12 protein-coding genes are annotated in these 13,774 nt (G+C 36.8%); 7 read left to right on the top strand and 5 right to left on the bottom strand.

Features of this window, described 5'->3' with window-relative positions; all coding sequences use genetic code 11:
* The first annotated feature begins 27 nt into the window (after nucleotides 1–27).
* From EGT34_RS03200 to accC, 4 genes are all read left to right on the top strand, one after another.
* Entirely contained in the window at nucleotides 28–1,356 is a 1,329-nt protein-coding gene (locus EGT34_RS03200) for a Y-family DNA polymerase (protein WP_000652007.1), read from the top strand.
* Nucleotides 1,357–1,591: 235 nt separating this feature from the next.
* Nucleotides 1,592–2,047, top strand: a complete 456-nt coding sequence (aroQ, locus tag EGT34_RS03205) for a type II 3-dehydroquinate dehydratase (protein ID WP_000099412.1) — start codon at nucleotides 1,592–1,594, stop codon at nucleotides 2,045–2,047.
* Between the two features lie 17 nt (nucleotides 2,048–2,064).
* Entirely contained in the window at nucleotides 2,065–2,484 is a 420-nt protein-coding gene (gene accB / locus EGT34_RS03210) for an acetyl-CoA carboxylase biotin carboxyl carrier protein (RefSeq protein WP_000354611.1), read from the top strand.
* 16 nt (nucleotides 2,485–2,500) lie between these two features.
* Nucleotides 2,501–3,871 (top strand): acetyl-CoA carboxylase biotin carboxylase subunit, encoded by a 1,371-nt coding sequence (gene accC / locus EGT34_RS03215; RefSeq protein ID WP_000939648.1) that lies wholly within the window; start codon nucleotides 2,501–2,503, stop codon nucleotides 3,869–3,871.
* A 51-nt stretch (nucleotides 3,872–3,922) separates the two neighbouring features.
* Here accC and EGT34_RS03220 read toward each other — a convergent pair whose 3' ends face one another.
* The 3 genes from EGT34_RS03220 to EGT34_RS03230 all read right to left on the bottom strand — a co-directional run bounded on the left by EGT34_RS03220 (nucleotide 3,923) and on the right by EGT34_RS03230 (nucleotide 6,888).
* The gene (locus EGT34_RS03220; RefSeq protein ID WP_001238663.1) at nucleotides 3,923–4,426 is read right to left on the bottom strand and encodes a hypothetical protein; all 504 of its coding nucleotides are present in this window, start codon (nucleotides 4,424–4,426) and stop codon (nucleotides 3,923–3,925) included.
* Nucleotides 4,427–4,573: 147 nt separating this feature from the next.
* Entirely contained in the window at nucleotides 4,574–5,740 is a 1,167-nt protein-coding gene (locus tag EGT34_RS03225) for an MFS transporter (RefSeq protein WP_171519082.1), read from the bottom strand.
* A gap of 284 nt (nucleotides 5,741–6,024) precedes the next feature.
* Nucleotides 6,025–6,888 (bottom strand): iron-containing redox enzyme family protein, encoded by an 864-nt coding sequence (locus EGT34_RS03230; RefSeq protein ID WP_000037349.1) that lies wholly within the window; start codon nucleotides 6,886–6,888, stop codon nucleotides 6,025–6,027.
* Nucleotides 6,889–7,211: 323 nt separating this feature from the next.
* On the opposite strand from EGT34_RS03230, the gene EGT34_RS03235 reads away from it, so the two are divergent.
* The 3 genes from EGT34_RS03235 to EGT34_RS03245 all read left to right on the top strand — a co-directional run bounded on the left by EGT34_RS03235 (nucleotide 7,212) and on the right by EGT34_RS03245 (nucleotide 11,572).
* Nucleotides 7,212–7,784 carry a TetR/AcrR family transcriptional regulator gene (locus EGT34_RS03235; RefSeq protein ID WP_000043928.1) on the top strand — a complete coding sequence of 191 codons (573 nt, stop codon included), beginning with the start codon at nucleotides 7,212–7,214 and terminating at the stop codon, nucleotides 7,782–7,784.
* Nucleotides 7,785–8,396: 612 nt separating this feature from the next.
* Nucleotides 8,397–9,734 carry a PepSY-associated TM helix domain-containing protein gene (locus EGT34_RS03240; RefSeq protein WP_000075470.1) on the top strand — a complete coding sequence of 446 codons (1,338 nt, stop codon included), beginning with the start codon at nucleotides 8,397–8,399 and terminating at the stop codon, nucleotides 9,732–9,734.
* A gap of 164 nt (nucleotides 9,735–9,898) precedes the next feature.
* Complete coding sequence (locus EGT34_RS03245) at nucleotides 9,899–11,572, top strand: FMN-binding glutamate synthase family protein (protein ID WP_000157979.1); 1,674 nt, start codon at nucleotides 9,899–9,901, stop codon at nucleotides 11,570–11,572.
* Nucleotides 11,573–11,613: 41 nt separating this feature from the next.
* Here EGT34_RS03245 and EGT34_RS03250 read toward each other — a convergent pair whose 3' ends face one another.
* A complete protein-coding gene (locus EGT34_RS03250) occupies nucleotides 11,614–12,642 on the bottom strand; it encodes an alpha/beta hydrolase (protein ID WP_001290023.1) in 1,029 nt (342 codons plus the stop codon).
* Complete coding sequence (locus EGT34_RS03255) at nucleotides 12,642–13,772, bottom strand: YdcF family protein (RefSeq protein ID WP_001127155.1); 1,131 nt, start codon at nucleotides 13,770–13,772, stop codon at nucleotides 12,642–12,644. Before EGT34_RS03255 ends, EGT34_RS03250 begins: the two co-directional genes overlap by 1 nt.
* Between the last annotated feature and the right edge of the window lie 2 nt (nucleotides 13,773–13,774).

The following is a 13,774-nucleotide window of genomic DNA, read 5'->3' on the forward strand; positions in this document are numbered from 1 at the left end:
TCAGTTAATGAGTAAGGGAATGAAATAATGAAAGATATCTCACACCGTGAAGTTTATGCACTGATTGATATTAATAATTGCTATGTTAGCTGTGAGCGTCTTTTCAACCCTAAACTCAATGATAAACCTGTAGTTGTTTTATCTAATAACGATGGCTGTGTGGTCTCACGTAGTGAAGAGGCAAAAGTTTTAGGGATTAAAATGGGCGTACCGTGGTTCCAAATTGAAAAAGATGCTTTACAAGCAGGCGTTCAAGTCTATTCAAGCAACTACACTTTATATGCCGAGATGTCCCGCCGTTTTTTTGCTGTTCTCGGTGAGTTTTTCTCTCCAGATGATTTAGAAGCCTACTCTATAGATGAATGCTTTATTCATCTCACCCCTTACCTCCAATCTATCGATATCTCTGACTACTGCAATAAAGTGAGAAGCACTCTCCTAAAATGGTTAGGCTTACCTTGTTGCATTGGAATTGGATATTCAAAGACACAAGCAAAACTTGCCAATCACTATGCTAAGAAAATTAAAAGTTTTAAAGGAGTATGTAATTTCATCACCTTAGATCCATTAATTATGGAAGACCTCATGCAACAGACATCAGTCAAAGAGGTATGGGGAATCGGCTATCAATTAGTCAAACAGCTACAAAGTTATGAGGTGTACACATGCCTAGACTTAACTTTTGCCAATGAACACCATATGGCAAAGGCATTTTCTGTGGTCATGGCACGCACTATTCGTGAGCTAAAAGGCCAATCCTGTATTCAACTTGATGATCCAGCTATCCCAACGAAACGGATTTTAGCATCACGAAGTTTTGCTCAAGCTTTATCCAGTATTGAGATTATTAAACAAGCACTTATCTTTCACCTTAACCGGGCACATCGCCGTTTAATGAAACAAGAACAACTTTGTGCCTGTGTTCAAGTTATGCTTTATGAAAAAACCGACAAACCACCCTATAAAAAAGCCACATCTCAAGCAATTGGTCTTCATTATGCAACAGATGATTTATGCATACTTACTAAAGCAGCGATGCAGCAAATTGATGTTTTATATAAAGAAAATAAAAGTTACATAAAAATTGGAGTATTATTTTGTGGTCTACACGCACGTCAGCAACATATTGATGATTTATGGCAGCCTCTGGAACTTATTCATCAAAGACAACAATTGATGGAAACTTTAGGTACAGTCCGTAAGCGCTTTGGTAGTCACTATTTACAAGTTGGATATCACTCACGTAATCCATCTTGGCAAATGAAACAATGTCATCGCTCAAAAAATTACCTAACTCGCTGGAATGAAATGTTAACGATTGAAGATGCTTATACCCCCGTTACACAAAATACATGAACTGTTTTTGTCAATTCGGTTTAAAATAAGCTCCGTTAAATTACTTGAAATTTTGTCATTTTTTAACATTGCTAATTCGTCGCAAAATTTACAATATATAAGCCGAATTTGGTGTACCCTTTCTGCGACAATTAAAAGAAATTATAAAAAACTTGTAGAAACATATGCCATAATAAGCAAACTTTGCAGACATCTTGCAAAGATTATTTGCAACTTTAGAGCTGGAGCAATCTGAATGAGTTCGACCATTTTGGTAATTCATGGACCGAATTTGAATTTGCTGGGAAAACGCGAACCAGAAGTATATGGTCATCTTACCCTAGACAATATCAACCAACAACTTATTGCTCAAGCTGAACAAGCCTCAATTACACTAGATACTTTTCAAAGCAACTGGGAAGGTGCCATTGTTGACCGTATTCATCAGGCACAAACAGAAGGCGTAAAACTGATTATTATTAACCCTGCTGCCCTCACCCACACTTCAGTTGCTTTACGCGATGCCTTACTTGGCGTTGCTATTCCCTTTATTGAAGTACATTTATCAAATGTTCACGCACGTGAAGCTTTCAGACATCATTCTTATTTATCAGACAAAGCAATTGGCGTGATTTGTGGTCTAGGCGCAAAAGGTTATAGCTTTGCGCTCGATTACGCTATTGAAAAAATTCAACCATCTAACCCAAACTAGTTCAGGAATAGTCGCCCATGGATATCCGCAAAATTAAGAAACTCATCGATTTAATGATTGAGTCTGACTTGCAAGCGATTGAAGTTAAAGAAGGTGATCAATCGATCGCTTTAACTCGTCGCAATCCTGTCGTTGCTGCGGCTGGTGTAGCACTTCCGGCAGCTCCTGTTGCTGAAGCACCTGTTGCAAAAACACCACGTGGAGCAGTTGAAACTTCTCCTATGGTTGGTGTGTTCTATGCTGCTCCAAGCCCAGGCGAAGCACCATTTGTTAAAGTAGGTCAAACAGTATCTGCTGGTGAGACTTTGGGTATTATTGAAGCAATGAAAATCATGAACCCGATTGAAGCAACTCAAAGCGGTGTGATTGAAGAAATTTTAGTGAAAAATGGTGAAGTGATCCAATTCGGTCAACCTTTATTCCGTTATCGCGCGTAATACCCCGGGGACATCTATGTTGCAAAAAGTTTTAATTGCAAACCGTGGTGAAATCGCTTTACGAATTACCCGGGCTTGCAAAACATTAGGAATCAAAACTGTTGGTATCTATTCAGATGCCGATAAAGATTTGATGCATTTACGTTTCGTTGATGAAGCAGTATGTATTGGTCCGGGTGCAAGTAGTGACAGCTATTTAAACATCCCGGCAATTATTACTGCTGCAGAAATTACTGGTGCCGATGCAATTCATCCAGGTTATGGCTTCCTTTCGGAAAATGCCGAGTTTGCTGAAATTGTAGAAAGCTCAGGTTTCACATTTATTGGCCCTCGCCCAGAACATATCCGTTTAATGGGTAACAAGGTTTCTGCAATTGTTGCAATGAAAAAAGCTGGCGTACCTACGGTACCTGGCTGTGACCATGCTGTAACTATCCATAACGCATTAGCTGAAGCGAAAGAAATCGGTTTCCCGCTTATTGTTAAAGCGGCAGCTGGTGGTGGTGGTCGTGGTATGCGTATTGTTGAACGTGTAGACACACTACTTGAGTCAGTTCAAGCGGCTCAACGTGATGCAGAAATGTGGTTCGGCGATGATACCGTGTACATGGAACGCTTCTTACAAAAACCTCGCCATGTCGAAGTTCAAGTTTTGGGTGATGGTAATGGCCACGCGATTCATTTATATGACCGTGACTGTTCATTACAACGTCGTCACCAAAAAGTGTTAGAAGAAGCTCCTGCGCCAAATCTACCGGAACAAGCACGTGCTGATATTTTACAAGCCTGTGTACACGCGTGTCAGTTAATGCAATATCGTGGTGCTGGTACGTTTGAATTCTTATTTGAAGATGGTGAATTCTTCTTCATTGAAATGAATACTCGTGTTCAGGTTGAGCACCCTGTAACTGAAATGGTGACTGGTGTTGACATTATTGAGCAGCAATTACGTATTGCAGCTGGTTTAGGCTTAGAGCTTCAACAAGAAGATATTGAAGTTCGTGGTCATGCCATTGAATGTCGTATCAATGCCGAAGATCCAACAACATTCTTACCTTCACCAGGTAAAATTGAAAGTTTCTATGCACCAGGCGGTGCGGGTATTCGTTTAGATTCTCATATCTATCCTGGATATAGCATTCCGCCATATTACGATTCAATGATTGCAAAATTGATTGCTCATGGTAAAGATCGTGAAACTTCACTTGCCCGCATGCGTCAAGCGTTAGATGAAATGATCCTTACAGGAATTAAAACCAATATTCCTTTACATAAAGATCTTATTTTGCAGGATAAAAACTTCTGTTCTCAAGCAATGGACATCCATTACCTTGAAAAGCACTTGTTAAAACAAGTGGAAGAAGAAAAGAAAGCTGAAACTGCTTAATCTGCTTCATATAAAAAAGCCTCTTAAATAAGAGGCTTTTTTATAATTTGTTTATGGCAACATTCGGCGTAAAGTTGCGAAACATTGCTCACCCTTAGCCGTTGAGCAGAAATTAATAGTATGGTCATTTTTCCATTGCACGAAATATTGAGAAATATCACCTGTCTGATCTTGCTTCTGACCAGAACAATCTACTTTATTATTATCAAACTTAATTTGCATTACTAAAGCTGATAGCTGCTCTTTAGGGTCATCAGATGGCTGATATTCATAAATACCATATGACCACTCTTCACCACTTTTAATCACCACATCGTTACTACTGCGGAAGTTGTAATACTCTACACATTTTTTATTATTTGGAATCTCCATTCCCCATAATCCCATAATTTCAGGACGCGTAACAATACGTATAGCATTAGGATTACTTGCAGTGCGAACAGGTTGTTCTGTGGGCTGTTGAGTCACTGTCTCAGCCATAGCAAAACCAGAACAAGCCAATAATAATCCCATAATATAAATATTTTTCATAGATTTATTAATCATTAAACGCATGAGTTTAAGTTAGCACATTTTTTTAGAAAAACATTGTTTCATAACCATATAAAAACAATATTTTTCAACCGTAACGAACCGATACTTCTCATCAAACAATTTCTATCTTTAACTCTGTATTCCTAACAATTTTTATCACTATTTAATCTAAGAAACTGACTTTTCGATTTGTTTAGGTAACCAATAGACAAAGCACAAACCAAATAGAACCACTAAAGCAGCGATCATAAAAATATGCTCACCCGTAAGAATTTTCCAGTAATGACCAGCCAAAATACTTCCGAACGCCACTCCAAGTCCCCACATGGTGCTATAAAAAGCCTGACCTCGACCTTGCTGCCCTATTGAAAAGTTTTGAAAGATAAGCCGCATTGCGATGAGATGAAATAAGCCAAAACTAAAAGCGTGTAGGCACTGTGCAAATAACTGACCTATGAAATAGTGAGAGAAAATAGCAACTAATAACCAGCGTATACTTGTCAAAATCAAACATACTGCTACAAGGCTACGCCAAGAAAAATATTTAAAAAACGTAGTTGCATATGCAAACATCACAATTTCAGAAACCACGCCCATAGCCCATAAAAAACCAATTTCCGTCGTACTAAAATTTAACGATTTCAGAAAATTGCTATAGAAGCTATAAAAAGGTGCATGTGAAAAAAGAAGAATAAACTCAATTGTGAAAAAAGCAGCAACTTCAGGACGTTTCAGCACAGGTAATAAAGGTTCTAAATGCTTTTGTGAAGTTGGGGCTCCTTCTGGTTCACGTATCGTAAATGCCCAAATAAATGCTAAGGAGGCAATGATAAGCAATAATATAGGCAACATTGAAATCGGAATGATTTCTAAAATTGCCCCTATTGTAAATACACCTACAATAAACCCAACTGATCCCCATTTTCGAATCTTGCCATAAAGTTTCGCCCTTTGGTCTCCTAACCAAAATAAAGTTACTCCTTCAAATTGAGCTAAAATAGCATTTTGGAAAAAACTAAAAATAAGCATCAATAAAGCAACTGACTGAAAAGTATTAGGAATTATAAAAATAGCCAACCATATACATGCCTCCATCCATGTGGCAATCCGCACTAATAGCATTCTTTTACCGGATTTATCGGCGATCCAGCCCCAAACCAAAGGGGCAAAGAAGCGCGTCACAATAGCAATAGAAGATAAAATACCTATCTCTTGATAATTAAATCCCTGATCTTGGAGATATAAGTTCCAATACGGCATAAATGTGCCAACAATGGAATAATAAAAGAAGTAGAATCCGCCTAATCTGGTTTGGATTGTAAATGGTTGGAACAAGACTTAAACCTTTGTACTTTCAATAGGTTAAAAATTTCAGGTAGCTGTATATGAATGTATTCATTTGCTCACACTTATAGGATGCATGTTTTTAAGCCCCATACATATCAACTTACTGACTTTCGTAATTCTATCATTTCTAACAGATGCAAATAATGTATTAAATGAAATACTTCAGGTTATTAGTTTATAGATGGGCTGGATTTAAAGTATTAAAAAAGCCTATTCATATGTGAATAGGCTTTTTAGTTTTTATCAATTATTCGTCTTACTATGAATACAAGTTATGCTAACTTCTTTGCTTCTAAGTAGTGAATATCAGCAATTTGTGAATCCCAAAACTCATTCCATAAAGCACAATAATCCATACAAAGCGTTGTTAAGCTCTCATAGTCTTCTTTAGTTATTGCTTGCGCTAACGCAAACCAGAGATCATCTTCATGATCATCATCTGCTGCTTCTGAGGTTTCGTCAGTAGATACCCCATGAACATGGTAATAGCCGCCACCTTCAACATCGACGCCAATGGCTTTAGTCGCTTCACGAAGTGGTGGGCTAAAAAGAATCACTTCTTCTTCCGCCACTGCAAGTAAAGCAACTACTTTAATATAACTATCATAAGATGATTCTAGAAAATTTCTTACCTGATCTGCAATTTTTGAAGGTTGATAGTCTCTACGGTCCTTCTCACTCAAACCATAATCATTCAATAAATCTTCATATAAAGGATAATGCGCATACTCCGGATTACCTAGATAATAATTGTCCGGGTCTGTTCCTGGTCTAAAACCAAATTCATCAAGTACATTTAAACTTAATAAAACACGTGGAAATATTTTAGCTCCAGAATGGAGTTTAGGCTCCAATTGTTTTGTCTGGAACTGGGCCATTAATAAGGCATCAGTAAAGATCTGAACAATCGCATGACGATATTCTAAATGAATTCTTGTTAAAGTGAATTTATCAAGCAATCCATTATTTAAAACTTCGATCGCCGGATGTTTACATACTGGTAATTCAGCAATTCTCGCTCTTAATTGTTTGAGAAATTTTAGATTTTCTTCCCACTGTTCTGTAGGAATACTATTCTTCATCCCCAGTAATGCCTTTTGTCTTGGATTATCGAAATCTTCAAATTTTTTTGACATAATCATTCTCAATAACAAATTAATTCTTATAGTTAGGTTATGAGTTCCCCATTATTTTAATCGTGCATTCATTTGCTACTAAATAAAATTGTATACTCATCCCTAAACAATTTGATATTAGGTTTATTATTACTACAAATCAATGGATAATTTAATGAATTTTTTTAATGAATCAAATAACAATTAATATCGAAAAATACTATTTTTTTAGGCTCTCACATGTTGTATTACATTAGCGTTTTCAATATGATTAAACTGACTTTTGCCAGAGCACTAGCCTTTAAAAAGAAACGGATTTCAAAAGATTTACTACGGGGAAATCGATGTCAAAAAGAGACACTATTATAAAAACAGCAACTGCCCTTTTTAATGAAAAAAGCTATAACTCTATTGGAGTGGACAGAATTATTGCTGAATCTAATGTTGCAAAGATGACATTCTACAAGTATTTTCCTTCAAAGGAAAAGCTAATAGAATCATGCCTTTACAAAAGGAATTCTGATATACAGTCTGCTATATTAGAAAGAATCAATACCAATGACCTACCTTTAGTTCAACTCAGAAGCTTATTTAATTGGTATATTGACTGGATTTACACAGAAGACTTTAATGGATGCTTATTTAAAAAGGCAACTATGGAAGTAGTACAACTTTACCCATCCGTTAAAAATCCTATTAATGAATATAGAGAATGGCTCTATGAGCTTGTTTTTTCTATTTTAATTAAAATTCGGGTAGAAGACGCAGCTGCATTAACCAATCTATTTCTTAATATCCTCGATGGAGTTATTAATGATGGAACAATTGATAAAAATTTAATTAATGCTGAAAAAACTTGGTCTTATATTAAAAAAATAATCGATCTTGAGAAAATTGAGGAATTAGTCGCTATTTAATTTAATAACATTGAAATACTAGACTAAAAAACAAGAGTGTATACTTTTGTTTTTTAGTCTAGAAGTTTCATTTAAAAATTTTATTAAGCACTAAATATTATAAAAATTAATAAGATAATTTTTCTTAAAATATTAACCAATAGAATTAGTAACAATATAAAACTCTCTCAAAAAGCTTAGACATAAACCATTAATATCCATAAAAGAGTTCTTACTCATTAGCTGTATTCACTCAAACCAACATCATAAATCTATTGGTACTAGAATAAATTAAGAAATTATAATTATTAAGATAATAAATCATAGGCTATTTAGTTTCTCTAGATAAATTAAAAGAATAATATTTAAAACAAACTTAACAATAAAAATTTTTCTATAAAGTGCTTTTTCATAAATATCTATACTAAATATTGTATTGATCATATGAGCTATGTATTCAGAGAGCAAAATTTACGAGATATTTCATAACACCAAGCAACAGCATTGCTAGCAATTTAGCACAATGATACTTTAGAAAATCTACAATCAAGCTGGCCAATGAAAAGTGCAATTTCAAAATACAATTTAAAGTAGATATACTTCACGACAAAGTTTGCTCGATATCACTTTAAAATGTCCCCTACTTCTAGCTTTTGGCGTAGTCTCTTCCGTCTCATACATATTTATGCTGGTATTTTTATTGCCCCATTTATATTTGTTGCCGCATTTACTGGCTTACTATATGCAATTACGCCTCAGTTAGAGCAATTCATCTATAAAGATGTATTAAATGTTCAGCCTTTAAATCAGATATATCCTCTAAGCCAGCAGATTGAAAGCGCAAGAAAAGTCATGCCTGCAACTGCAAGAATTACAGAAGTCAGACCATCACCAAGCCCTGTGCAAACTACGCGGGTTATTTTTTCCGATCATACACACCATCTAAATAATGAAGCCATTTTTATTGATCCTTATACGCTTTCTGTAAAAGGACAACTTGCTGTGTATGGAACCAGTGGCGTATTACCGTTACGTACATTCTTAGATCAATTACACAGCAATTTATTATTAGGAAAATGGGGACGTTTTTATAGTGAACTTGCTGCAAGTTGGCTTGGTTTTTTAACTTTAAGTGGGCTATACAGTTGGTGGAAACGTCGCTCAAACTTTAAAAACAGACAAACAAATAAAAATCACTTATTAAAATGGCATAGTTCTATTGGGTTAGCTTTACTACCACTTTTATTGTTCATTGCGATTACTGGTCTTACATGGTCTCAATGGGCTGGTGATAATATTCGTATTGCCCGTCAATGGTTAAACTGGCAAACACCAATATTGACCACCTCACTAAATCAGATTTCATTGCCAGAAATGGCTCATCATGAACATCACGAAATGATCATGGAAACGCCAAATTTAGACATCATGCCAGCTGAATTCGATTCTGTATTAGCAATTGCTCGAGCAAATGGGATTAATTCAACAGAAATACAAATCAAACCGCCAGTTGCTGAGAACCAAGCTTGGACTGTTGCGGAAATACAGCGTAAATGGCCCACACAAGCAGATAGTATTGCGATTGATATGCATGAACACAAGGTAATCGATAAACTCGCTTTTAAAGATTATTCATTAGTTGCAAAACTTACACGCTGGGGAGTTGATGCACATATTGGGGTACTATTCGGTTGGGTCAATCAATTGATTCTGGTTCTGTATGCGCTCGGGCTATGTGTAATGATTGTTTATGCGTATAAAGCTTGGTTTAAAACCTCCAATGTAAAACTTACGACCCATCATTTTATTAACCAAACTTTGTTCGTATGGAAACATGCAACTACACAACAAAGAATAATTACGATATTAATGCTTGCTGCTCTAGGGCTGAGTTTACCTATTTTTGGATTTAGCTTAGTCATCACCTTATTTATTTTGCTCATAAAAAAACAGCTCCCTCTTAAAGCTTAATAAAGCTCTGGTCTTTGCCAACTCATCAGCTTCTCGTATTAGGGAGATGATCAGTTGGTAAAAGATTAAATGAATAAAATACCGGTTAAACAATTCCCTACTTGTAGTTTTGGCTGCTTCTTGGCAAGGTATGTGCCAGTAAAACATTAGGAATTTGTTCACATATGGCGAGTCCGGCACAAATCATTCGACATAAATTTCTCAATACATTCTTTTCACGCCACTCTATTTGGTTCTTGTGTATTTTTACTGCACTCACAATCACGTGGTTTAGAACCGTATATACACCTCATAGTATTTATTATTTTATTTCGGATACTTTACTCAACGGTTTATGGGTCGTCAGTGGCGCATTAAGCTTATTAGGTCTATATGATGTCTTACAAAATAGACATTCAATCTTAAGAAATTACCCGATTATGGGCCATTTCCGTTTTTTATTTGAAGATATACGCCCTGAAATTCGCCAATACTTTATTGAAGCGGATCAAGATGCCCTTCCTTTCTCACGTATGCAAAGAAGTTTGGTTTATCAACGTGCTAAAAATGAGAATGCAGATAAACCTTTTGGATCAATTATTGATGTCTACCAAGAAGATTATCGCTTTATTGTTCATTCCATCAGTCCATGTCCACCAGCGGATCCTAAGAGTTTCCGTATCCAAATTGGTAATGCCCAATGCCTTCAACCTTATAGTGCATCCATTATGAATATCTCTGCCATGAGCTTTGGTAGTTTAAGTGCGAATGCAATACGTGCATTAAACAAAGGAGCACAATTAGGCGGTTTTTATCACGATACCGGTGAAGGTAGTCTCAGCCCTTATCATTTAGAAAATGGTGGTGATATTGTTTGGCAAATTGCCAGTGGATATTTTGGCTGCCGAACTTTAGATGGAAAATTTGATGAACAGAAGTTTGCTAAGCAGTCTCAATTGCCACAAATCAAAATGATTGAGCTTAAGCTTTCGCAAGGGGCTAAACCGGGCCATGGCGGTATTTTACCTAAACATAAGATTACTGCTGAAATTGCCGAGATCCGTGGTGTTTCCCGTGACCATGATTGTATCTCTCCTGCGAAGCATTCAAGCTTTTCGACACCAATTGAAATGATGCATTTCTTACAGAAGTTACGAACTTTATCTGGTGGTAAACCGGTAGGTTTCAAACTGTGTATTGGTCAACCTTGGCAGTTTATGAGTATTGTAAAAGCAATGCTTGAAACAAAAATTGTGCCTGATTTTATTGTAGTTGATGGTTCTGAAGGTGGCACTGGCGCAGCCCCTATTGAGTTTAGTGACTATATCGGAACACCATTACGTGAAGGCCTACGTTTTGTTCATAACACACTTGTAGGTGCTGGCCTAAGAGATCAAGTTAAAATTGGTGCAAGCGGTAAAATTATTAGTGCATTTGATATTGCCAGCACATTTGCACTCGGTGCAGATTGGGTGAACTCAGCACGTGGCTTTATGTTTGCAGTTGGATGTATTCAAGCGCAAAGTTGCCATACAAACCAATGTCCTGTAGGCATTGCAACCCAAGATAAAGATCGCCAGAAAGCACTCCATGTACCGACCAAAGCAGAACGTGTATTTAATTTCCACAAAAATACATTACATGCATTATCAGAAATGATTGCTGCGGCAGGTTTACGTCATCCATCGGATATTAAAGCTCATCATTTAGCTCAACGGATTAATGACCGTGAAATTAAAAACTATGCTCAATTACACTTCTTCTTAAAAGAAGGTGAGCTTTTACAATCTGAACTGAAAAATGATGATGATAATTTCTATTATCGTATGTGGAATATGGCTGACGCCAATCATTTTTAAATAGTTAAAACTGGAGCTGCCTATAGAGGCAGCTTCAAACTTTAATAATAAAAATGTTTCGGCTTTGCATGCAAAAAGGCTGGAATTAAACCTGTTAAAGCCGCACGAATATCTGCACGTTCGTTAATTAATTGATGAGAACCCTCTTCTAGCATCAATAATGTTTGAAGCCTAAACTTACGGCGAATAAACTCGATGTTGTAACGCCAGTCTACTGTTTGATCTAATGCCCCTTGTGCAAGCCAGACAGGAATACGACAAGCAGGTCGCTCTTCCATTTCCTGCATCCATTTTGACATTGCCAAAATCCAGTCCATGCCCATCATGCGTGGCTGCAATGGATCTTTTAAACGAATAAATCTTAAAAATTCAGGATTATGGTTATTCCGTCTAAAGTGTCGAGGCACTTGACGCTTAATACGACGAATAATGCCTAGACCTACCGGATTATGCCACCATGCCGTTTTAGCAGGTCGAATTAATGGTGAAAGCAATAAAACCCTATCGACGATTGGATCTTGTCTTTTTTCTGCATACTCAAGCAAGTGATGCATCCAGATTGCCCCACCCGTACTTTGACCAATACCTACCCATGGTTTCGGTAATTGATCAGCATGTTTGACATATTGATAAACCGCCATCAAAACTTGTTGATAATGGTCAAAATTTTGAATACTTGCAGGTGAACCATTACTCAAACCATGACCAGGTAAGTCGTAGGTAATAACACTAAAACCTTGTTCGAGTATTTCGCGAATAATGGGTTGATAAATTCCGCTATGCTCCAGATAACCATGCAATAAACATACGGTTCCTTGGATTTTGTCTAATTTAGGTTTAAAAACTTGAACATGCAGACGAAATAAAGGCATTTGGACATAGCCTTGCCAATGCTCACAGTCCAGTAAATGTAAACCGTATAATTTACGATATGCTAAAAGCTCGCGAGAAGGCTCTTCTAAGGTATTTAAATTGAGTGGGCTTAAAACTTGCGGAGTGAGTTCACGGTTCGGAACCGGTAAATCTAATTGTTTTAATACGGCAGGATTGAGAAATGGAATCTCAGACATTAAGGCACCTCTCGACAATCACTTGAACCAAATAACATGTCACGAATTGTCGCAAGTAATTCATAATTTGCACGACGACTATGATCGTAGTTTTGTATACTCGGTTGCCAACGTGTAAGCGGGGTTGGCATTGGAGCAGTAACAGGAATAGTTTCTATCCCATTTAAAGCAAATAAACGGCGCGTACGTGGCATATGATATTCATCTGTGACCAGCATAACTGTAGGCGCACCACCTTTCTTTTGAAGTAACAATGAACTAAAGCGAGTATTCTCACAGGTATTCATACTGCGCTTTTCTAATAATTTTGCATCTACCCCACGCGCTTTCAACCATGCTTGCATATAAGGAGCTTCAACACCACTTAATACGATAGGTAGATGGTTTTTCTTTTCAACTTCTAAGGTTTTTTCTAGTCTTAACCGCGTATAGCTGTTAACTACAATATCTTTGCCATTTTTATCTAAAGTTAAACCACCGCCCAATACTACAATCGCATAAGGTTCTGATAACTTTTTAGGTTGAGCAGGCAGAGGGTTTTTACGAACATATTCAACTTTCTGCTCAGGCTCACTCGCCGCTTTTTGATGCTCTGGCACTACAGGTTTTCTTGCTAAAAACTCCGTATATTGCTCTGTAAGGGCTTTATTTTCAGAACTATTAATAGAAAGTGCTGCATCGATAGGACTACTTGCTTCATCGGCCGCATCAATTTCTGAATTTTTCGCAACCAAAGGAACACTCACAGGCGTCGTTTCTTTCTCTTCCTGTAGTTCTTGTTCTTTTTCTTCTAAAAGAATAATTTGCTGCAAAGCTTTATAGTTTTCTTGTATGTAACCCAAATCTGCAGTCTTATTTTCACGTAAAGCATCTTCTGTTAACTTCAAATAAGCCTGACGAGCAATCCATAAATTTGACCCCGGCTCTAAGTTATCATGTTCACTTAATGCTGCTTTTCGCTGGCTTTCCGCAGCCACCTCATTAACATCTACCGGAACAAAATAGTTAAGTCCAGCTACAATAAGTTTTGAATAAAATGGCGAATATAAAAAAATCACGAAACAGCCTAATAGTACAAATAGTACAGTAACTACTTGTACAAAACGTACCATCAAGTGTACTTTTGGCATAA

This window comes from Acinetobacter sp. FDAARGOS_558, assembly GCF_003937785.1.
GTDB lineage: Bacteria > Pseudomonadota > Gammaproteobacteria > Pseudomonadales > Moraxellaceae > Acinetobacter > Acinetobacter baumannii.

Bases quoted from the DNA above. Each gene is read 5' to 3' on its own strand.
- EGT34_RS03200 (WP_000652007.1), top strand. From the start codon at position 28: ATGAAAGATATCTCACACCGTGAAGTTTATGCACTGATTGATATTAAT.
- aroQ (WP_000099412.1), top strand. From the start codon at position 1,592: ATGAGTTCGACCATTTTGGTAATTCATGGACCGAATTTGAATTTGCTG.
- accB (WP_000354611.1), top strand. From the start codon at position 2,065: ATGGATATCCGCAAAATTAAGAAACTCATCGATTTAATGATTGAGTCT.
- accC (WP_000939648.1), top strand. From the start codon at position 2,501: ATGTTGCAAAAAGTTTTAATTGCAAACCGTGGTGAAATCGCTTTACGA.
- EGT34_RS03220 (WP_001238663.1), bottom strand. From the start codon at position 4,426: ATGCGTTTAATGATTAATAAATCTATGAAAAATATTTATATTATGGGA.
- EGT34_RS03230 (WP_000037349.1), bottom strand. From the start codon at position 6,888: ATGTCAAAAAAATTTGAAGATTTCGATAATCCAAGACAAAAGGCATTA.
- EGT34_RS03235 (WP_000043928.1), top strand. From the start codon at position 7,212: ATGTCAAAAAGAGACACTATTATAAAAACAGCAACTGCCCTTTTTAAT.
- EGT34_RS03240 (WP_000075470.1), top strand. From the start codon at position 8,397: ATGTCCCCTACTTCTAGCTTTTGGCGTAGTCTCTTCCGTCTCATACAT.
- EGT34_RS03245 (WP_000157979.1), top strand. From the start codon at position 9,899: ATGGCGAGTCCGGCACAAATCATTCGACATAAATTTCTCAATACATTC.
- EGT34_RS03250 (WP_001290023.1), bottom strand. From the start codon at position 12,642: ATGTCTGAGATTCCATTTCTCAATCCTGCCGTATTAAAACAATTAGAT.
- EGT34_RS03255 (WP_001127155.1), bottom strand. From the start codon at position 13,772: ATGCCAAAAGTACACTTGATGGTACGTTTTGTACAAGTAGTTACTGTA.